The 20,589-nt window shown below is 63.0% G+C and carries 16 protein-coding genes; 9 read left to right on the top strand and 7 right to left on the bottom strand.

Annotation, left to right across the window (positions count from 1 at the left end; genetic code table 11):
- Positions 1-2: 2 nt before the first annotated feature.
- The 3 genes from LQ232_RS14880 to LQ232_RS14870 all read right to left on the bottom strand — a co-directional run bounded on the left by LQ232_RS14880 (position 3) and on the right by LQ232_RS14870 (position 4,112).
- Complete coding sequence (locus LQ232_RS14880; RefSeq protein WP_230181129.1) at positions 3-2,327, bottom strand: bifunctional diguanylate cyclase/phosphodiesterase; 2,325 nt, start codon at positions 2,325-2,327, stop codon at positions 3-5.
- A 148-nt stretch (positions 2,328-2,475) separates the two neighbouring features.
- A complete protein-coding gene (cysE, locus tag LQ232_RS14875) occupies positions 2,476-3,276 on the bottom strand; it encodes a serine O-acetyltransferase (protein WP_230181128.1) in 801 nt (266 codons plus the stop codon).
- Positions 3,277-3,317: 41 nt separating this feature from the next.
- A complete protein-coding gene (locus LQ232_RS14870) occupies positions 3,318-4,112 on the bottom strand; it encodes an RNA methyltransferase (protein ID WP_230181127.1) in 795 nt (264 codons plus the stop codon).
- Positions 4,113-4,320: 208 nt separating this feature from the next.
- On the opposite strand from LQ232_RS14870, the gene LQ232_RS14865 reads away from it, so the two are divergent.
- The 3 genes from LQ232_RS14865 to LQ232_RS14855 are packed head-to-tail and all read left to right on the top strand — an operon-like array spanning position 4,321 to position 8,887.
- Positions 4,321-5,316, top strand: coding sequence for an inositol monophosphatase family protein (locus tag LQ232_RS14865; RefSeq protein ID WP_230181126.1), 996 nt, complete (start codon positions 4,321-4,323; stop codon positions 5,314-5,316).
- A 47-nt stretch (positions 5,317-5,363) separates the two neighbouring features.
- A complete protein-coding gene (gene mutS, locus LQ232_RS14860; RefSeq protein WP_230181125.1) occupies positions 5,364-8,063 on the top strand; it encodes a DNA mismatch repair protein MutS in 2,700 nt (899 codons plus the stop codon).
- Positions 8,060-8,887 (top strand): proteasome-type protease, encoded by an 828-nt coding sequence (locus LQ232_RS14855; RefSeq protein ID WP_230181124.1) that lies wholly within the window; start codon positions 8,060-8,062, stop codon positions 8,885-8,887. Before mutS ends, LQ232_RS14855 begins: the two co-directional genes overlap by 4 nt.
- A gap of 57 nt (positions 8,888-8,944) precedes the next feature.
- Here LQ232_RS14855 and LQ232_RS14850 read toward each other — a convergent pair whose 3' ends face one another.
- From LQ232_RS14850 to epsC, 3 genes are read right to left on the bottom strand one after another with little or no spacing between them, the layout of a single operon-like run.
- Positions 8,945-10,882 carry a family 2A encapsulin nanocompartment cargo protein cysteine desulfurase gene (locus LQ232_RS14850; RefSeq protein ID WP_230181123.1) on the bottom strand — a complete coding sequence of 646 codons (1,938 nt, stop codon included), beginning with the start codon at positions 10,880-10,882 and terminating at the stop codon, positions 8,945-8,947.
- Entirely contained in the window at positions 10,869-11,786 is a 918-nt protein-coding gene (locus LQ232_RS14845) for a family 2A encapsulin nanocompartment shell protein (RefSeq protein WP_230181122.1), read from the bottom strand. Before LQ232_RS14845 ends, LQ232_RS14850 begins: the two co-directional genes overlap by 14 nt.
- Positions 11,787-11,821: 35 nt before the next feature.
- A complete protein-coding gene (gene epsC / locus LQ232_RS14840) occupies positions 11,822-12,745 on the bottom strand; it encodes a serine O-acetyltransferase EpsC (protein WP_230181121.1) in 924 nt (307 codons plus the stop codon).
- A 340-nt stretch (positions 12,746-13,085) separates the two neighbouring features.
- Between epsC and LQ232_RS14835 the strand changes: the two genes are divergently transcribed.
- The 6 genes from LQ232_RS14835 to LQ232_RS14810 all read left to right on the top strand — a co-directional run bounded on the left by LQ232_RS14835 (position 13,086) and on the right by LQ232_RS14810 (position 19,121).
- Positions 13,086-14,129: a sulfate ABC transporter substrate-binding protein gene (locus LQ232_RS14835; protein WP_230181120.1), complete on the top strand. Its 1,044-nt coding sequence runs from the start codon at positions 13,086-13,088 to the stop codon at positions 14,127-14,129.
- 213 nt (positions 14,130-14,342) lie between these two features.
- Positions 14,343-15,362 carry a sulfate ABC transporter substrate-binding protein gene (locus LQ232_RS14830; protein ID WP_256450050.1) on the top strand — a complete coding sequence of 340 codons (1,020 nt, stop codon included), beginning with the start codon at positions 14,343-14,345 and terminating at the stop codon, positions 15,360-15,362.
- 26 nt (positions 15,363-15,388) lie between these two features.
- Complete coding sequence (gene cysT / locus LQ232_RS14825) at positions 15,389-16,231, top strand: sulfate ABC transporter permease subunit CysT (protein ID WP_230181119.1); 843 nt, start codon at positions 15,389-15,391, stop codon at positions 16,229-16,231.
- 1 nt (position 16,232) lies between these two features.
- On the top strand, positions 16,233-17,105 hold the full coding sequence (gene cysW, locus LQ232_RS14820) for a sulfate ABC transporter permease subunit CysW (protein WP_230181118.1): 873 nt from the start codon (positions 16,233-16,235) through the stop codon (positions 17,103-17,105).
- Positions 17,102-18,154, top strand: a complete 1,053-nt coding sequence (locus tag LQ232_RS14815) for a sulfate/molybdate ABC transporter ATP-binding protein (RefSeq protein WP_230181117.1) — start codon at positions 17,102-17,104, stop codon at positions 18,152-18,154. The genes cysW and LQ232_RS14815 overlap by 4 nt, the downstream gene beginning before the upstream one ends.
- Before the next feature lie 13 nt (positions 18,155-18,167).
- Entirely contained in the window at positions 18,168-19,121 is a 954-nt protein-coding gene (locus LQ232_RS14810; RefSeq protein ID WP_230181116.1) for a CysB family HTH-type transcriptional regulator, read from the top strand.
- A 21-nt stretch (positions 19,122-19,142) separates the two neighbouring features.
- On the opposite strand, the gene LQ232_RS14805 is transcribed toward LQ232_RS14810, so the two are convergent.
- Entirely contained in the window at positions 19,143-20,585 is a 1,443-nt protein-coding gene (locus tag LQ232_RS14805; RefSeq protein WP_230181115.1) for an efflux transporter outer membrane subunit, read from the bottom strand.
- Positions 20,586-20,589: the final 4 nt, after the last annotated feature.

The raw sequence follows: 20,589 nt of genomic DNA, 5'->3' as shown, positions 1-20,589 counted from the left end.
TATCAGGCGGTCAGCGCGGGCAAATTGGTGTGATACCAGGTTTCAAAGTCATCGGCCGGCATGGGTTTGGCGAAGTGGTAACCCTGGCCGAAATCGCAGCCGGCCTCGGTCAGCAAGGCGCGTTGCTCGGCGGTTTCCACACCTTCGGCCACGACCAGCATGCCCAGTTCATGCGCCATCACGATGATGGCTTTGCACAGCGCCAGGTTCTTGGAGGCGGGCGCCAGTCCGCGCACAAAGGTCTGGTCGATCTTCAGGTAGTCGATGTCGAACTTCTGCAGGTAGGACAGCGAGGAGTAGCCGGTACCAAAGTCATCCAGCGACACGCCGATGCCTGCCTGACGCAGCGCCTGCAGTTGGCCGCTCACGTCGGCGTTGGCCTCCAGCAGCAGCCCTTCTGTGATCTCCACCACCATGGCCTGACCGGGCAGCTCCAGCTTGTCCAGGTGCGCAAACCAGTCTTGCAGGGTGTTGTCTTCGTGGCGGAACTGGACCGGCGATTTGTTCACGCTGATCTGGAAGTCTGGCTGGTATTGCGCCCGCCAGCGCTTGACCTGGGCCGCGGACTCGCGGAACACCCAATCCCCGATCTCGTTGATCAAGCCACTCGACTCGGCAATGGGGATGAAGATGGCCGGGCTGACCATGCCGCGCGTGGGGTGCTGCCAGCGGATCAAGGCTTCGGCCTTGCGGACCCGGCCGGTTTGCAGGTCGACGATGGGTTGGTAAAACACCCTGAACTGCTGCTCCGTCAAGGCCATGCGCATGTCGTTGGTCAGGCGCACGCGCGTTTGCGCTGCTTCCTGCAGTGATGGCGTGAAGTAGCTGAAGCGGCTGCGGCCGTTGTCCTTGGCCACGTACATGGCCTGGTCGGCCTGCTTGAACAAGTCCTCGATCTCAGTGGCATCGTCCGGGTAGAAGGTGATGCCGATGCTGGCCGACACGTAAGCGCGCTCGTTGCCCAGTTGGAAGACCTCGCCCAGGACGGCGATGATGTCCTGCGCGATTTGCTCAACCCGGGGCAGCTTGTCCAGCTCGGGCAAAACAACGGTGAACTCGTCACCACCGAGCCGGGCGACGGTGTCCGAGTCGCGCACGCAATGGCGGATTCGGTGTGCGGCTTCCATCAGCAACATGTCACCATGGTCATGCCCCAGCGTGTCATTCACCTCCTTGAAGTGATCCAGGTCAATGAACATCACGGCCACGGATTGCCCGTCGCGTTTGCATTTCTTGATGTCCTGTTCCAGACGGTCGCGCAGCATCTGCCGGTTGGGCAGGCCGGTCAGGCCGTCGTAGTTGGCCTGTTGCCAGATCAAGGCCTCGGATTGCTTGCGGCTCGTGATGTCGGTTTGCGTGCCGATCATGCGTTGCGGGCGGCCATCTGCATCACGGCCGATCACCAGGCCCCGCGTCAAGAGCCATTTCCAGCTGCCATCCTTGCAGCGAACCCGGTGTTCATTGGTATGGGTGGGTGTGAGCCCTTCCAGGTGGGCCAGCCGGTCTTCCCTCAGGCGGGGCAGGTCTTCGGGATGGATGAGGTGGTCCAGCGCGTCAATGTCTTGCGGCAACTCACCAGGCGCATAACCGCACATCTCAATGAACCGGTCCGAGAAGGTGATCTTGCGGTGCTGGAGATCGCAGTCCCAGACGCCATCGCCAGTGCTTTCCAGCGCGAGCTTCCAGCGGGCGTCGCTGGCACGCAGGGCGGCCTCGGACACCTCGCGTGCAGCGGCATCTTTCTTCACCCGGTCAAGCGATTTTTCCAGCCCCTGAAGCAGCGTTGCGCACGAGAGGGCGATCAGGGAGGCGACGAACATGAAGTTCGCCGCGATGACGGCCCATCTGCCCAGGGACTGGCCTTGAAACCCGGGGAGCTGGAAATCGGCATTGGCCAGGTAGCCCACCAGAAGCAAGGTCAACCCGTCGAGGGCCAAGGCGAACAAGGCGCCGCGCAAGCCCAGCAGCAAGGCCGCCATCACCGGAAAGGCCATCAGGTAGATCTGGCTGACCGGGCCTATGGTGAGCAGCAACACCAGGCCCACGGCGTAAAGCACCAGCAGCAGGCTCCAGGCTCGGAAATGAAAACTCAGCCCGCGTTTGCGCCACATGAACACGACCCAGGCCAGTGCCAGTGCATCCACAGCGGCGATGGCGGTCTGGCCTTCCCGCCAGGCTTGAATCACGCTGGGCACGGCCGTGAGCGAACCCATCACCAGCGCAACCATCAAGATGGCGGTCAACAGCCGATCGCGCCAGTCGTGGATATCCCGCAGGGCGACGTCAGGCCCGAGGAACTTCTGGCGGATGGTGCGGCATGCGCTCACGGATCTGGCCCTTGATGTTTGTGATCGGCGGGCTTGCCTGTGCGCATTGAAGCGAAGCCCATGCCAGCCCGGATTATTTCTCCGGGTCGTGCGGTATATCGGCGGGCTGGGCCGGAAATTGAGCGCCGCTGCGTTTGCGGCGTTCAACTCACTTCACAAGGCGATTGAGCTCTTCGGCGTTGAACTGCTCGGTGGTCTGCGCATCGCAAGGCAGGCAGTCGCGGCCCGCCTCGGTCTTGGCTTCATGGGCCAGTTTTTCGATGGCGCGCCAGATCAATGTGATCTGATGCTCGTGCCCCGAGGCGTGGTCGATCAGGCCTCGCATGGCCTGGGAGAGCGGGTCGTCGCCTTCGGTCACGCCATAAGCCGAGAAGCCCAGGCGGGCGGCCAGGGCTTCGCGTTCGGCTTGCTTGGCATCCAGCACCGCCACCTTGGCCACGATGATGCGGGCCGGGTTGCCCACGGCCGTGGCACCGGGCGGCACTGGTTTGGTCACCACGGCATTGGAGCCCACGCGGGCCCCATCGCCCACGGTGAAGCCGCCCAGAACCTGGGCGTTGGCACCAATGATCACGCCTTTGCCCAAGGTGGGGTGGCGCTTGGCACCCTTGCTGAGCGAGGTGCCGCCCAGGGTCACGCCCTGGTAGATGGTGCAGTCGTCACCGATCTCGGCGGTCTCGCCCACGACCACCCCCATGCCGTGATCGATGAACACCCGCCGGCCGATGGTGGCACCCGGGTGGATCTCGATGCCCGTGAGAAAGCGGTTGTAGTTGGACAAGAAACGCCCCAACCACTTCAGCCCATGCGTCCAGCACCAGTGGGCCCCACGGTGCATGGCCAGTGCGTGCAGGCCGGGGTAGCAGGTCAGCACCTCCCAGGCCGTGCGAGCGGCGGGATCGCGTTCAAGGATGCAGGCGATGTCTTCTCGCAGGCGGGAAAAGAGCATGGGGTGTATTTGTTATGACTTATCCGATGAAGCTTGTCAGTTTAGCCTTCAGGCAAAGACCCGGGGTGGCGCGAGGCAAGGAGGGTGTGCTCAGGCGGTGCGGCGTCCAGCATCGCCTTGGCCACGCCCCGCAGAATGTGGATCTCTTCTTGCCGAAGCTGGGCACGGTTGAACAACTGGTTGAGCCGGGGCATCAGCTTCTTGGGCGCAGCGGGATCCAGGAATCCCAGGTGGACCAAGGCTTTTTCCCAATGCGAAAGCAGGCCCTGCACGGCGGCCCCATCGGCCAGCTCGGGATCGGGCGTGCGTGCGTTGACCCCGAAACCACCCAACGCCTGCCGCCATTCATAAGAGAGCAGTTGGACCGCCTGGGCCAGGTTGAGCGAGCCATAGTGGGGGTTGGTCGGGATGCTCATCACGGCGTGGCAACGGTAGGCGTCCTCGTTGGACAAGCCATGGCGTTCGCTGCCAAAGACCAGGCCCAGGCGGTGCGCCGGCGTTTGCGCCGCCAAGGCCGCGAAGCCCTCGCGGGGCGTCAAGGTGGGAGGGCCGAAGTCGCGCGGCGTCATGGCCGTGCCGATGGCGTAAGTGACCCCGTCCAGCGCTTGTTCCAAGGTCTCGACAACACGCGCCCTGACCAGGATGTCGGCCGCACCGCTGGCCAGCGCCACGGTTTCTTCCTGGATGAGCACATCGGCAAAACGCGGGCGCACCAACACCAGGTCGGAAAAGCCCATGACCTTCATGGCCCGCGCCGTGGCACCCACATTGCCGGGGTGGCTGGTGCCGATCAGGATGAATCGGGTAGGGTCGGAGCGGTTGGGGATTGAATTCATGGCTTCAAGAACATGCACCAAGTCCTTCATTCAATGAGGATTTCGCTTGAAGAGGGGGTGCAAAAAGCAGGAGGGATCGTTACAATGGAAGATTGTCCTCGTTCTTTGATCATAGCTGCGCGTCTCTGCCGTTGGCCTCTCCGGTTTTTCTGGTCAGGTGGCTTTCATCTTTTCTGTACGGTTTTGTACAGTTCCCCAAGGTCTGTCCATGTCCCAAGCCCTGCATCCCATGCTCAACATCGCCATCAAAGCTGCCCGTGCAGCCGGGGCGATCATCAACCGGGCATCGCTCGACGTGGAGCGCCTCACGGTCACGTCCAAGTCGCACAACGACTTCGTCACCGAGGTGGACCAGGCCGCAGAGCACGCGATCATCTCTACGCTTCTTGAAGCGTATCCCGGCCACGGCATCCTGGCCGAAGAATCGGGCAGCGAGTTCGGCGCCAAGGACAGCGACTATGTCTGGATCATCGATCCGCTTGACGGCACCACCAACTTCATCCACGGCCTGCCCATGTACGCCGTGTCGATCGCGCTGAGTTTCCGTGGCCAGATCCAGCAGGCCGTGGTGTACGACCCCAGCCGCAACGACATGTTCTACGCCTCCAAGGGCCGGGGCGCCTTCCTGAACGACCGCCGCCTGCGCGTGTCCAAACGCACCCGCTTGCTCGACTGCCTGATTGGCACCGGCTTTCCTTTCCGCAAGGGCGACAACTTCCAGCGCTATCTGAAGATGTTCGAAGAGGTGATGGCCGCCTGCGCTGGCGTGCGCCGCCCGGGTGCTGCGTCGCTGGACCTGTGCTACGTGGCCGCGGGCTGGTATGACGGTTTCTTTGAAACCGGCCTGAGCCCCTGGGATGCCGCCGCTGGCGCGCTGATCGTCACCGAGGCCGGTGGACTGATCGGCAACTTCACCGGCGAGTCCGACTTCTTGTACCGCCGCGAAGTGTTGGCAGGCAGCCCGCGCATCTATGGCCAGCTGGTCAAGATTTTGTCGCCTTACAGCACCATTCCTGAGCAATTGGCCAAGGAAGCGGCCACGCTGGCCGGCGGAGACGAGGCCGAAGGCAATGCCGCACTGGAGGCCTTGAAGCAAGCTGCTGCTGCGCCCACCGCAGGCGAAGCGCCCACCCGCACGCGCATCAAGGCCACCCCGCGGACGTTTGACCGCCTGCGCGAAGATGGTGGTTCTGGTCGTCGCTGAAAGGCGCTACCAAGGTAGGGTGAGGTTTGCGGGGTGGGGCGACCAGAATGAGTGATCACAAGGATTTCAGCGGCCACACGCCGATGATGGCCCAGTACTTTCGCCTGAAAGCTGAGCAGCCCGAAACGCTGCTCTTCTATCGCATGGGCGATTTCTACGAGCTGTTCTTTGACGACGCCCGCAAGGCGAACCGCCTGATCGACATCACGCTGACCACGCGTGGCCAATCTGGCGGCGAGCCTGTGGTCATGGCGGGCGTGCCCGTGAGCGCGCTCGATACCTACCTGGCCAAGCTCATCAAGCTGGGCGAATCGGTGGCCATCGCCGAGCAGGTGGGTGAAGTTGGGGCCAACAAGGGCCCGGTCGAGCGCAAGGTGGTGCGTGTGGTCACGCCCGGCACGCTCACCGACACCGAATTGCTGAACGAGCGCGCCGATGCCTTGCTGGTCGCGGTGGTGCTTGAAAAGCGTGGCCGCGCCAATGGCCCGGCGCGCTGTGGCCTGGCCTGGCTGGGGCTGTCCAGCGGCAACCTGGGCCTGAGCGAATGCGCCGAGCGCGAGTTGCCGGGCTGGTTGGCGCGCCTGCAGCCCGCCGAGTTGTTGTATGACCGCGACCGCATCCCTGCTGGCCTGCAAGCGCACCTGAACCAAACACGCTCGGCCTTGACTTCGCGGCCCACCTGGCAGTTCGACAGCGCCTTGGGCCAACGCAAACTGTGTGAGCAACTGCGGGTGGCCAGCCTGCAGGCCTTCAACGCGCAAGACTTGACCTTGGCCCACTCGGCCGCCGCTGCCTTGCTCAGCTATGCCGAGCACACTCAGGGCAGGGCCTTGGCCCACGTCGCCAGCCTGGACGTGGCCCGCGCCAGCGACCTGCTTGAGCTGCCGCCCGCCACGCTGCGCAACCTGGAGCTGACCCAGACCCTGCGCGGCGAAGACTCGCCCACGCTGCTCTCACTGCTGGACACCTGCCGCACCGGCATGGGCAGCCGCACTCTTCGCCATTGGCTGACGCACCCGCCGCGTGACCGCACCATCGCCCGCGAACGCCACGATGCCATGGCCTGCCTGCTGCAGCCTTTGTCGGCAGAGCAAGGCTTTGAGCCTTTGCGTGAATCCCTGCGCAGCCTGAGCGATGTGGAGCGCATCACCGCCCGGGTGGCCTTGCGCCAGGTGCGCCCGCGCGAACTCGCCGGCCTGCGCGACACTTTGCTGGTGCTGCCTGAACTTCGCCTGCGCGTGCCCGGCATCCTGGAAGGCGAGGGCGCCTGTTCTGCGCTGCTGAAGAAACTTCACGCCGCATTGCAACCCGACCCGGGCATCGCCGAAATGCTGCAACGCACCTTGGCCGAAACCCCTGCCGTGCTGCTGCGCGACGGCGGCGTCATCGCCACGGGCGTTGACCCGGATCTGGACGAGCTGCGCGCCATCTCGCAGAACTGCGATGCCTTCCTGCTCGACCTGGAAGCCCGTGAGCGCGCCCGCACCGGCATCGGCAACCTGCGCGTGCAATACAACAAGGTGCATGGCTTCTACATCGAAGTCACGCAGGGCCAGGTCGACAAGGTGCCGCTGGATTACCAACGCCGCCAGACTTTGAAGAACGCCGAGCGCTTCATCACGCCGGAGCTGAAAGCCTTCGAAGACAAGGCCTTGTCCGCGCAAGACCGATCCCTGGCCAGAGAAAAGTGGCTTTACGACCAGTTGCTGGACGCCCTGCAGCCGCACCTTGGCGCCTTGAGTGCCTTGGCCCGCGCCTTGGCCTCGCTCGATGCCCTGGCTGCGCTGGCCGAACGTGCCGGCACCCTGGGCTGGACGCGCCCCGAGTTCGTCACCCATCCCTGCATCGAGATCGAAAAAGGCCGTCACCCGGTCGTCGAAGCTCGCTTGATGGAAACCAGCGGCGTCACCTTCATCCCCAACGACTGCCGCCTGGACGCGAACCACCGCATGCTGGTCATCACCGGCCCCAACATGGGCGGTAAATCCACCTTCATGCGCCAGATCGCGCTGATCGCCTTGTTGGCCGCCATGGGCTCTTATGTGCCGGCGTCCAATTGCCGCCTGGGCCCGATCGACGCCATCCACACCCGCATCGGTGCGGCCGACGACCTGGCCAACGCCCAATCCACCTTCATGATGGAGATGACCGAGGCGGCCGCCATCGTGCACGGCGCCACCGAGCATTCGCTGGTGCTGATGGATGAGATCGGCCGCGGCACCTCCACCTTCGACGGTCTGGCCCTGGCTGGTGCCATCGCCAGCCAGTTGCACGACAAGAACAAGGCCTTCACCCTGTTCGCCACCCACTATTTCGAATTGACGGCCCTGCCCGAGAAGCACCCGCGCGCCATGAACGTGCACGTGGGCGTGGCCGAGTCGGGCGACGACATCGTCTTTTTGCATGAGTTGCAGCCGGGCCCCGCCAGCCGCAGTTACGGCGTGCAAGTGGCCCGCCTGGCTGGCATGCCGCATGCTCTTATCCGACAGGCACGCGCCACGCTGGAGGCATTGGAAGCCCAGCAACGCCATGCTGATGACCAGATTGACTTGTTCGCGGTCTCGGTAGCATCGGACCCGATCCTGGATGCGCACGATGGATTGGCGCTGGCGCCGGCAGTTGGAGAGGGTTTGACCCCTGCGGAAGCCGAGACTTTGACCATGCTCGCCAGCATCGATCCTGATACCCTGACCCCACGCGAGGCGCTTGACGCCTTGTACCGACTCAAATCCGTGAGTTCAACATGACTTATTGCGTTGCCATGCGGCTGAATGCCGGGCTGGTTTTTCTCTCTGACTCGCGCACCAACGCGGGGTTGGACCAGATCAGCACCTTCCGAAAAATGACGGTCTACGAAAAGGCCGATGACCGGGTCATCGTGATGCTGTCGGCCGGCAACCTGGCCATCACGCAGGCCGTCAAGCAGTTGCTGGGCACCGAGCAGATCGAAGGCCCTGACGGCAAGGCCGTGACTCTGTGGAACGCCAAGAGCATGTTCGACGTGGCCCGCATCGTGGGCAGCGCCATCCGCAAGGTCTACGCGCGCGACGCCGATGCCTTGCAGCACCACGGCATCGATTTCAATTGCAACCTCATCGTGGGTGGGCAGATCAAGGGCGAGACCATGCGCCTGTTCAACGTCTACGCGGCCGGCAATTTTGTCGAAGCGGGCATCGATGGCGTCTGCTACTTCCAGATCGGCGAATCCAAGTACGGCAAGCCCGTGATCGACCGGGTCGTCACGCCCAACACGCCTTTGCAAGAGGCCGCCAAGTGCGCCTTGATCTCCATGGACTCGACCCTGAAGTCCAACCTGTCGGTGGGTTTGCCGCTGGATTTGATGGTCTACGAGGCCGACGCCTTGAAGGTCGACAAAATCATCAACATCGATGACACCAATGCTTACTTCCGCATGATCCGCAGTTCTTGGGGCCAGCGTTTGCGGCAGGTGTTCGATTCGATCCCCGACCCCAGCTGGACGGGCGATCAACCCGACCTGTCAACCCACACGAGTTCGTCGTCGCAGCTCCAGGCGATGAACCCGCTGACCAAGATCCATGCGCCGGGGTGAAGCCAGCTGAGGCCCAACCAAAAAGCCAGCCACGTTTTGCGACGGGCTGGCTTTTTTTCAAACCCTGCGGTGCGCCCCTGACAGGCGGTGCAAGGTGTTGACCAGCGTATCGACTTCACCCGTGGTGTTGTAGAACGCCAGTGACGGCCGCACCGTGGCTTCCAGGCCAAAGCGGCGCAGGATGGGCTGCGCGCAATGGTGGCCCGAGCGCACGGCAATGCCTTCCTTGTTCAAGGCCGCACCGACCTCTTCGGTCTTGTAGCCCTGCAAGGTGAATGACATCACCGAGGCCTTGTCCGCCGCCGTGCCGATCAGGCGCAGGCCCGGCACGTCCTTCAGCAGGCGCGTGGCATAGACCAGCAACTGGTGCTCGTGAGCGCCGATCGCGTCGATGCCCAGCCGCATCACGTACTCCAGCGCCGCACCCAGGCCCACCGCATCCGCGATGTTGCCCGTGCCCGCTTCGAAGCGGCCGGGGGCATCGTGGTATTCGGTGTGCTCGAAGGTCACGTCCTTGATCATGTTGCCGCCGCCTTGCCAAGGGGGTGTCTCGTTCAGCAAGGCCTCCTTGCCGTACAGGGCGCCAATGCCCGTGGGTCCGAAGATCTTGTGGCCCGAGAACACGAACCAGTCGCAGTCCAGGTCGATGACGTCGGAACGCATGTGCGACACCGATTGCGCGCCGTCCACCAGCACCTTGGCACCCGCGCTGTGCGCCATCGCCACCATCTGCTTGGCCGGCGTCACCGTGCCCAGGGCGTTGGACACTTGCGTGAACGACACCAGCTTGGTCCGCGGGTTCAGCAGCTTGGCGTATTCGTCGAGCAGGATCTGGCCATCGTCGTCCACCGGGATCACGCGCAGCTTGGCCCCCGTGAAGGCGCACAGTTGCTGCCACGGCACGATGTTGGCGTGGTGTTCCAGGTGGCTGACGATGATCTCGTCGCCCTGCTTGACGTTGGCCCGGCCCCAGCTCTTGGCCACCAGGTTGATGGCTTCGGTGGTGCCCCGCACGAACACGATTTCGTTCACCGAACGGGCGTTCAGGAACTGGCGCGTGGTCTCGCGGGCGCCTTCGTAGGCGTCGGTGGCGCGGGCCGCCAGCTCGTGCGCCGCGCGGTGGATGTTCGAGTTCTCGTGCTCGTAGAAGTACGAGATCCGGTCGATCACCGACTGCGGCTTCTGCGTGGTCGCGGCGTTGTCCAGCCAGATCAAAGGCCGGCCATTGACGCGCTCCTTGAAGATGGGGAAGTCCCGACGCACCAGGTTCACGTCAAAAGCGTTGGACAAGACCAAAGGCTGAGCTGCCACCGGCTCGGGGCTGAGTCCGGGCACATTGAGGCCCACCGGTTGACGGAAGCCTGCGTGCTCCAGGAAGTAGTACGCAGGGCCACCTGACGAGGGGGGAGCCGACAGGGCCGCAGCCGGCGAACGCGGTAACAGCAAGGCCTTCAACTCCGCGTCCGTCGGCAGACCGAAGTCCGTCGGGTTGGCCACGGGCAGGCTGTAGATGTTGCCATGCGAGCTGGCCAGCGGGTTGATCAAGCTTGGCGACGCCGGCACGCCCTGCGCGCTCGGTTGGCCTACACCATGGGCGGATGCACCCAAGGGCACATCACCCGTCAGATGCGGCGGCACGGTCGGCGCAGGAGTCACCGGCAGCGAACGCGGGACCGATGGCGAAATCGCAGGTGTCTCAGGCAAAGGGGTGCCGACCGTGGCCGCCGCCGCGCTGGGCAGGGCCGAGGTCGCGCTCGGCACCAACCCCGGCGAAAAGCCGAAGTCCGGTGAGCCCGTGGGCACGGAACCGTCTGCCGGGATGCCCGGCACCTTGGGTTGGTGGGCTTGTGCCGCACTCAGATGCGACAAGCCGGAGGGCAGACCGTTGGTCCCCGGCACGCCGCTGGGCAGCGCCGAGAAGAACTGGTTCGCCAACTTCGACAGCGTGTCCACATCCGGCAGACTCAAGCCGGCGATGGAGTCACTTGTACTCATGGTACTTGCCGATCTCGACGTCTTCCAGCACGGCGATCGAGTCATCGGTCAGCACGGCCAGCGAGCAGTACAGCGACACCAGGTAAGAGGCGATCGCCTTGTGGTTGATGCCCATGAAGCGCACCGACAGGCCGGGGCTTTGCTGGCCGGGCAGGTCGGGCTGGTACAGGCCCACGACGCCCTGGCGGCTCTCGCCCGTGCGGATCAGGATGATGCTGGACTTGCCGTCTTCGATCTGCAGCTTGTCGGACGGGATCAGCGGGATGCCGCGCCAGGTGATGAACTGCGAACCGAACAGCGACACGGTGGGTGGGGGCACGCCACGGCGGGTGCACTCGCGGCCGAAGGCGGCGATGGTCAGCGGGTGGGCGAGGAAGAAGCCGGGTTCTTTCCAAACCTTGGCCAGCAGCTCGTCCATGTCATCGGGCGTGGGCGCGCCGGTGCGCGGCTTGATGCGCTGGGCCGGGGCGATGCTGGCCAGCAGGCCGTACTCGGGGTTGTTGATCAGCTCGCTCTCTTGGCGTTCCTTGATCGTCTCGATCGTCAAGCGCAGTTGTTCAGAGATCTGGTTGTAGGGCTTGCTGTACAGGTCGGACACGCGGGTGTGCACGTCCAGCACCGTGTTCACGGCCGACAGCATGTACTCGCGCGGGTTTTCGATGTAGTCGACGAAGGTCTGGGGCAGGGTGCGTTCATCGCGGCCAGAGCATTCCACGGTCACTGCGGACGCATCCTTTACGCGGTTCACGCGGTAGATGCCGGCTTCGACAGGCACCCATTGCAGCAGCAGCGTCAGCCAACGAGGCGTGATCGTTGCCATTTGCGGCACGGTGCGTGTCGCGATGGCCAACTGCCGGGCGGCGACGTCGCCCAGGGCCGTGCTTTGTTCTTGGATGTCAGACATTCGATACTCCGTTGATTCAGGAAGGTGAGGAAAAACTATTTGGACTGGGACTGCGCCTGGGTCACATGGCTGCCCGGTGGCACGCTTTGTGTCAGCCACACATTGCCGCCGATGGTCGAGCCCTTGCCGATCGTGATGCGGCCCAGCACCGTGGCGCCGGCGTAGATCACCACGTCGTCTTCCACGATGGGGTGGCGGGCGTTGCCTTTGATCAGCACGCCGTTGTCGTCGGCCGGGAAGCGCTTGGCGCCCAGGGTCACGGCCTGGTACAAGCGCACGCCCTGGCCGATGATGGTGGTCTGGCCGATCACGACGCCCGTGCCGTGGTCGATGAAGAAGCTGCCACCGATCTTGGCGCCGGGATGGATGTCGATGCCCGTGCTGGCATGCGCAATGTCGGAGATGACCCGGGCCAGCACGGGCGCGCCCAATTCATACAAGGCGTGGGCCAGGCGGTGGTACATGATGGCCGTCATGCCGGGGTAGCACAGCAAGACTTCAGAAGGGCTGCTGGCGGCCGGATCGCCATGGAATGCCGCGAGCAAGTCGCTGACCAGCAGGGCTCGGATTTGCGGCAACTGGGCGGCAAATTCGCGGGTGATCTCGGTGGCCTTGGCGCTCAGCGCGGCGTCGTTCTCAACGTCGGCGTCGGTCACGAACAGCAGGCCGCGCCTCACTTGCTCGGCCAACACCACCAGGGTGCTGTTCAAGGTGTTGCCCACGAAATAATCAATGCTTTCGTCATTGAGGTCGGGCCGCCCCAAATGTGTGGGAAATAGCACCGCCAGCAATCCCTGGAGTATCTGGCCCAGCGCTTCGCGCGAGGGCAATTCTCTGATTCGCCCCTTGTGGCGAATATTGTGGGTGGTTTCGCGTGAATGGCGCAAACCAGAGACCACTGAGGCCAGATTCCAATCGGTGTGGGCCGTTTCAATGGGGTGTTTGGGGGCATGTGTCATGGAGCAGGCAGCGGCTGTGGGACTATGGTGAAAAGTGACAAGACCGTGCCTGAGGAGATATGCGTGGTCAAGCGACGCTTTACTCAACAACCCGCTCATATTTGTTTTACGTATTTGATAATTATTAAATTAAATATGTATTTCAGTCCAGCGGCTGCTGCAGCGCCAGCGCACATCAAAGGATTAATTCCGCTGCAATGTTCGAACTATTCCGCTAAAACAGATAGTTGCGTGCTTTAGTTTGTTAATTGAATATGCAAAGCTATTTTTATTCGTTCCGCTTCGATGGGCTGGCTTTTAGGATTCATCCATTGATCCACCACAACCCACGATTCAAACCATGCAAGCAGTCTCTTCTCGCACTCGCCGCACCTTCAACGTTCTTGCGCTCGCGGCTTTGACCGCCGTGGCGGGGGTGGCTTCTTTGGTTCCTGCGGTCGCCCAGGCCAAAGACGTCACCCTGCTGAACGTTTCTTACGATCCCACCCGCGAGCTTTACAAGGAATACAACGAGGCTTTCGCCAAGTACTGGAAGGCCAAGACTGGTGACACCGTGTTGGTCAAAGCCTCCCACGGCGGTTCGGGCAAGCAAGGCCGAAGCGTGATCGACGGTCTGGAGGCTGACGTGGTCACCCTGGCCCTGGCCTACGACATCGACGCCATCGCCAACGTCGGCTTGCTGGACAAGGGCTGGCAAAAGAAGCTCAAGGGCAACAGCTCGCCTTACACCTCCACCATCGTGTTCCTGGTTCGCAAAGGCAACCCCAAAAAGATCAAGAACTGGGACGATCTGGTCAAGCCCGGCACCTCGGTGATCACACCCAACCCCAAGACCTCGGGCGGCGCACGCTGGAACTACCTGGCCGCGTATGGCTTCGAGCTCAAGCGCACCAATGGCTCCGATGACAAGGCCAAGGCCTTCGTGGGCAAGCTGCTGGAAAACGTGCCTGTGCTGGATTCGGGAGCCCGCGGCTCAACGGTGACGTTTGCTGAGCGTGGCCAGGGCGATGTCTTGCTGACTTGGGAAAACGAAGCCCACCTGGCCCTGCAGGAGTTTGGCGCCGACAAGTTCGACATCGTCTATCCGCCTTTCAGCATCTACGCCGAGCCACCCGTGGCCGTGGTTGACAAGGTGGTCGACAAGAAGGGCACCCGTGAGGTGGCCACGGCTTACTTGGAATACCTGTACTCGGCCGAAGGCCAGGACATCGCGGGCAAGAACTTCTACCGTCCCACGGATGCCAAAGCCTTGGCCAAGTACGCCAAGCAATTCCCGAAGATCGAGTTGATCAAGATCGATGACGTGTTCGGTGGCTGGGCCAAGGCGCAAAAGACGCACTTTGCCGATGGGGGCGTGTTCGACCAGATCTACACCAAGAAATAAATCTCAAAGATCAGTTTTCTAGCGAGTGGGGTGGTGCCTGCGGCGTCCTGAACGGAAGCCAAAAGGCATCAATTCGGGCGGCTCTGATTCAGTCAGAGCCGCCTATTTTTGTTCTGCATAGTCGTTAATCGCATATGTAATTGACAAATGCGCGCTTCTTCTGCACATGTTTGGTCTCTAACATTCGTTTGCTGCATCAACAAAGGTCTTGTCATGCGTTTTTCTTGGAAGAAACAAATTGCCCACTTTGCGGTGGGTGCTCTGTCGATGTCGGCTTTGGCTGGCGCTGCCTTCGCTGACACCACTTTGCTCAACGTCAGTTATGACGTGACGCGCGAGTTCTACAAGAACTACAACGTCGCCTTCGCCAAGTACTGGAAGCAGTCCACGGGTGAAACCTTGACCATCAACCAATCGCACGGCGGCTCCAGCAAGCAGGCGCGCAGCGTGGTCGACGGCCTGGAGGCCGACGTCATCACAATGAACCAGGCCAACGACATCGACCTGTTGGCCGAGCGCGGTCAATTGATCCCGGCCGATTGGGCCAAACGCTTTCCCAACAACAGCGCGCCCACCGCATCGGTGACGGTCATCCTGGTGCACAAGGGCAATCCCAAGAACATCAAGGATTGGGATGACCTGGCCCGTCCTGGCATCTCGGTCGTGATCCCCAACCCCAAGACCTCGGGCAATGGCCGCTACACCTACCTGGCGGCCTGGGGCTCGGTGATCAAGACTGGCGGAGACACGGCCAAGGCCAAGGCCCTGGTGCACAAGATCTTTGCCCACGTGCCGGTGTTCGATGGTGGCGGCCGGGCGGCCACCACCACGTTTGCCCAGCGCAACATCGGCGATGCCCTGGTCACTTTCGAGAGCGAAGTGCCCTTGATCCTGAACGAGTTCGGCGGCGACTTCGAAGTGGTCTATCCCAAGTGGACGGTGCTGGCCGAGAACCCCGTCAGCGTGGTCGACAAGGTGGTTGACCGCAAGAAGACGCGCAAGCAGGCCGAGGCCTACCTGAAGTACCTGTGGTCTGACGAAGGCCAGTCGATTGCGGCCAAGAACCACCTGCGCCCCCGAACCGACAAAGCCCAGGCCCTGTTCGCCAAGGAGTTCCCCAAGGTGAAGACCTTCACCGTGGACGAGGTGTTTGGCGGCTGGCAAAAGGCGCAGAAGGACCACTTCAACGATGGCGCCGCTTACGACCAGATCCTGGGTGTGGGCAAGAAGTGACCGTGGCAGTATCAAACGGCTGACTCATGATTTTCTCTAAAACTTTACTGCGCAAGCCCAGCGTGCTGCCGGGCTTCGACCTGGCGCTGGGCCTGACGCTGCTCTACCTGGCCCTGATCGTGTTGCTGCCCTTGTCAGCCACCTTTCTGAAAACCTTCACGATGACCTGGCCGGCCTTCTGGGAGGCCGTGGCCTCGCCCCGCGTGGTGGCCTCCTACAAGCTGACCTTTGGCGCCTCGCTGGCCGCGGCGATCGTCAATGCCGTGTTTGGCCTGCTGGTGGCCTGGGTGCTGGTGCGGTACGAGTTCTTTGGCAAGCGCTTGATCGATGCCCTGGTGGACTTGCCCTTTGCTTTGCCCACGGCCGTGGCCGGCATCACCTTGACGGGTTTGTATGCCGGCAATGGTTGGGTTGGGCGCTACCTTGAACCCCTCGGCTTGAAGGTGGCCTTCACGCCCATCGGCGTGTTCGTGGCCATGACCTTCATCGGTTTGCCCTTCGTGGTCCGCACGGTGCAGCCCGTCCTGGAAGACCTGGCCAGCGAGCTGGAAGAGGCCTCGGCCACCCTGGGCGCCACGCGCCTGCAAACCTTCACCAAGGTGATCCTGCCCATCCTGACGCCAGCCCTGCTGACCGGTTTCGCCCTGGCTTTTGCCCGTGCGTTGGGCGAATACGGCTCGATCATCTTCATCGCGGGCAACATGCCCATGGTGTCCGAGATCACGCCGCTGCTCATCATCACCAAGTTGGAGCAATACGACTACCAGGGCGCCACCGCCATCGCCGTGGTCATGCTGTTGATGTCCTTCGTCATGCTGCTGGCCATCAATGCCCTGCAAGCGTGGACCCGCAAACGTCAAGGCAAATGACATGTCGCAATCACCTCCCAATATCTCCAACAGCCGCACTGAGCCCGCCTGGGTGCGCCGCCTGCTGATCGGCGTGGCGCTGGCCTTCCTGGCGCTGTTCCTGTTCTTGCCCCTGGTGTCGGTGTTCTTCGAGGCCTTCAAGAAGGGCTGGGAGGTCTATGTGGCCTCCATCACCGAGCCTGATGCTGTGTCGGCCATCTGGTTGACGCTGACCGCCGCCGTCATCGCCGTGCCTTTGAACCTGGTGTTCGGCGTGTCGGCCGCCTGGGCGATTGCCAAGTTCGATTTCCGGGGCAAGAGCATTTTGCTCACCTTGATCGACTTGCCATTCTCGGTCTCGCCCGTGATCGCCGGTTTGATCTACGTGCTGCTCTTCGGCCTGCAAGGCTGGTGGGGCGAATGGTTGCGCGACCATGACCTGAAGGTGATCTTCGCGGTGCCCGGCATCGTGCTGGCCACCATCTTCGTGACCTTTCCCTTCGTGGCGCGCGAGTTGATCCCGCTGATGCAGGCCCAAGGCCAGGAGCAGGAAGAGGCTGCCCGGGTGCTGGGTGCTTCGGGTTGGCAGACCTTCTTCAAGGTCACGCTGCCCAATGTGAAGTGGGCCTTGCTCTATGGCGTGATCTTGTGCAACGCTCGGGCCATGGGTGAGTTCGGGGCGGTGTCGGTGGTGTCTGGCCACATCCGCGGTCAAACCAACACCTTGCCCTTGCACATCGAGATTTTGTACAACGAGTACCAGTTCGCCGCCTCTTTCGCGGTGGCGTCCATCCTGGCCAGCCTGGCACTGGTCACCCTGGTTTTGAAATTCATCGTTGAGCGGCAGGTCAGGCAAGAGCTGGCCCAAGTCAAGGATGTTGGAGTTCCCGCATGAGCATTGAAGTCAAGAACCTCGTCAAACGATTCGGGTCGGTCACGGTCTGTGACAACCTGAACATCGAAATCCCGTCGGGTGAGCTGGTGGCGCTGCTGGGCCCCTCGGGCTCGGGCAAGACCTCGCTGCTGCGCATCATTGCCGGCCTGGAGCAGCCCGACAGCGGCTCGGTGTTGTTCCATGGCGCCGATGCCACCCATGTGTCGGTGCGCGATCGCCAGGTCGGCTTCGTGTTCCAGCACTATGCGCTGTTCGGCCACATGAGCATTTTCGAGAACGTGGCCTTTGGCCTGCGTGTGCGCCCCCGTGAAACACGCCCCGACGAAGCCACGATCCGCAAGAAGGTGACCGAGCTGCTCAAGCTGGTTCAGCTGGATTGGATCGCCGACCGCTACCCGCACCAGTTGTCGGGCGGACAGCGTCAACGGATCGCCCTGGCGCGCGCGTTGGCGGTGGAGCCCAAGGTGCTGCTGCTGGACGAGCCCTTTGGGGCCCTGGATGCCAAGGTGCGCAAGGAACTGCGCCGCTGGTTGCGCCGCCTGCACGATGAAGTGCACATCACCAGCGTGTTCGTGACCCACGACCAGGAAGAAGCCATGGAAGTGGCCGACCGCATCGTGGTGATGAACCAGGGCCGCATCGAGCAGGACGGTGCGCCCGATGAGGTCTACGACCACCCGGCCACGCCTTTCGTGCTCAAGTTTTTGGGCGATGTGAACCTGTTCCATGGCCGTGACCATGCACCGGGCGCGGTGGCTGAATCTGCGGGCACGGGTGCTTCTGACGATGTGAGCTATGTGCGTCCGCACGAGATCCAGGTGCTGGCCCATCCAGAGGAGGGCAGCCTCGCCGTCACCCTGGCGCATGTGTTGACCGTGGGCCCGAACACCCGCCTGGAGTTTCGCCGGGCCGATGGCCAGGGCGAGGTGGATGTGGAACTGCCCCGTGGCGAGTTCGCGGCCCTGCGCGATAGCGGCATCCTGGTGACGGGCGCCACGGTTCATCTCAAGCCGCGCCGTGTGCGCCGCTTTGCCGATACCACTTCCTGATGGTTGAACGCTTATGAATTTCCAACAATTGAGATCAGTGCGAGAGGCGGTGCGCCGGGGCTTCAACCTGACCGAGGTGGCCAATGCATTGCACACATCACAGCCAGGCGTGAGCCGCCAGATCCGCGAACTGGAAGACGAGCTGGGCATCGAGCTGTTCGTGCGTGCTGGCAAGCGGCTGACGGGCCTGACGGTGCCCGGCGCCGAGGTGCTGCCCATCATCGAACGCCTGCTGGCCGACTCCGAGAACCTGCGCAACGCCTCGCGCGATTTCTCACAGCAGGATGCCGGCCCGCTGTCGATCGCGGCCACCCACTCGCAAGCGCGCTACGCCCTGCCTTCGGTGGTGCGCGACTTCCGCGAGCTGTACCCGCAGGTGACCTTGAGTCTGCACCAGGGCTCGCCCCGCCAGGTGGCCGAAATGCTGCTGAGCGGCGAGGCCGACATTGGTGTGGCCACCGAGGCGCTGGACCAGTACGAGCAACTGGTGACCTTGCCGTGCTACCGCTGGACGCACAGCGTCGTGGTGCCGCTCGATCATCCTTTGCTGGATGGCCAGCCCCTGACCCTGCAGCGCCTGGCACGCTTCCCGATGGTGACCTACGACTCGGGCTACACCGGCCGCTCGCACATCGACGAGGCTTTTGCCAAGGAAGGCATCCAACCCCGCATCGTGCTGAGCGCGATGGATGCTGACGTGATCAAGACTTACGTTGAGCTGGGCATGGGTGTGGGGGTGGTGGCCTCGATCGCTTATGACGAAGAGCGTGACCGCAACCTGCGCGCCATTGATGCGGGGCACTTGTTCGCCGTCAACATGACGCGCATCGCGTTCCGCCGTGGCGCTTTCTTGCGTGCCTATATTTTTGCCTTGATCGAGACCTTTGCGCCGACCTTGACGCGCGCGGTGGTGGAGCAGGCCATGCGCAGCACCAATGGCGAAGAGCTGATCGACGACCAGGTCTAAACGACTGATGTCGTCAGTCAGTCACCGGGCCTGGGCACCTTGCCAGCGCCCAGCGATGTTCTTCAGCAATTGATTGACGGCCGCCAGTTGGCGGTTGCGCACGTCCAGCAGCGTGCGCTCGCTGCTCAACGCCGAGGTCTGCGCGGTCACCACATTCAGGTAGCTGACCGTGCCCACGCGGTATTGCTCGTTGGTGATGGCCAGATTGCGCTGGGCGTATTCAAGCGCCTCTTGCTGCATCTGGGCTTCTGCCCGCAGTTGGCTGGCCAACACCAAGTTGTCCTCGACTTCCTGCAAGGCTGTCAGCACCGCTTGTCGGTAGGTTGACGTGGCCAGATCCGCGTTGGCCCGCGCCTGCTCGCTGGCAGAACGCCGCGCGCCACCATCGAACAAGGTTTGCGCCAGCGCTGGTCCGATGGACCAGAACAGGTTGGGCGCACTCAGCAGGTTGCTCAGCGTGGAGTTGCGGTAACCCGCCGTGGCCGACAGCGTGAGCGCTGGGAAGAAGGCCGCATCCGCCACACCGATCTGGGCATAAGCGGCGTTCACACGTTGCTGCGCGGCGGCGATGTCTGGCCGCCGCTCCAGCAGTGTGGCGGGCAAGGTGGTGGGCACTTCGGGCGGCTTGGGCAGAGCAGGGTTGACCGCGATGCTGAAAGCCGATGGCGGCTGACCCAGCAACACGGCCAGCGCATGTTCCAGCTGGGCCCGCTGCGTGGCGGCTTCCAGGCCCTGCACTTGTGCGGTCTTGAGTTGGGTTTGCGCTTGCAGCACATCGGTCTGTGCGGCCACGCCCGATTGATAGCGGGCTTGCGTGAGGTCCAGCGAACGCTGATAGCCCGCGATGCTGCGCTCGATCAGGGCTTGCTGGGCTTCAGCCGTGCGCATCGACAGGTAGGTTTGTGCCAAGGTGGCCCGGGCGGACAGCCGGGCCGCCTCCAGGTCGGCCAAGCTGGCCTGGTAGCGGGCCTCGCTGCCACGGGTGGCTTGCGACAAGCGCCCCCACAGGTCCAGCTCCCAGGCGGCGGTGGCCGACAGTGAGATGCTGTTCTGCGGCCCCCGCTGGCCGGAGGTGGATGAGGTGCTGGTCTGGTTGCCGCTGTCGCTGCGCGATCCCGACAAGCCTGCCGACAACGATGGCATTTGCGCGGCCCGGCTGGCCCCCAGTTCAGCGCGGGCGCTGGCCACTTGTGCCACGGCGGACTTGAGGTTCTCGTTGCCGATGAGCAACTGGCCCTGCAGCTCGTTCAGAACGGGGTCGTTGAACAGCGTCCACCACTCGTCGGGCACATGGCTCGCCGGGTTGGTGGGCGCGCGTTGCCACAGCGAGGTCTCCTTGAAGTGAGCGGGCGCAGGGGGCGGCACAGGTGGTTCAACCCGGGTCACCGCGCAGCCGCCCAGCAGCAGCGCAAAGGTCCAAGGTGTGGCAAGGCGTGAAAGGCGGCGGATGCAGGAGGCTGGCATGGGG

The sequence above is a fragment of the Aquabacterium sp. CECT 9606 genome, assembly GCF_918741295.1.
GTDB lineage: Bacteria > Pseudomonadota > Gammaproteobacteria > Burkholderiales > Burkholderiaceae_C > Aquabacterium.
This window is presented reverse-complemented; position numbering and strand designations above follow the sequence as displayed.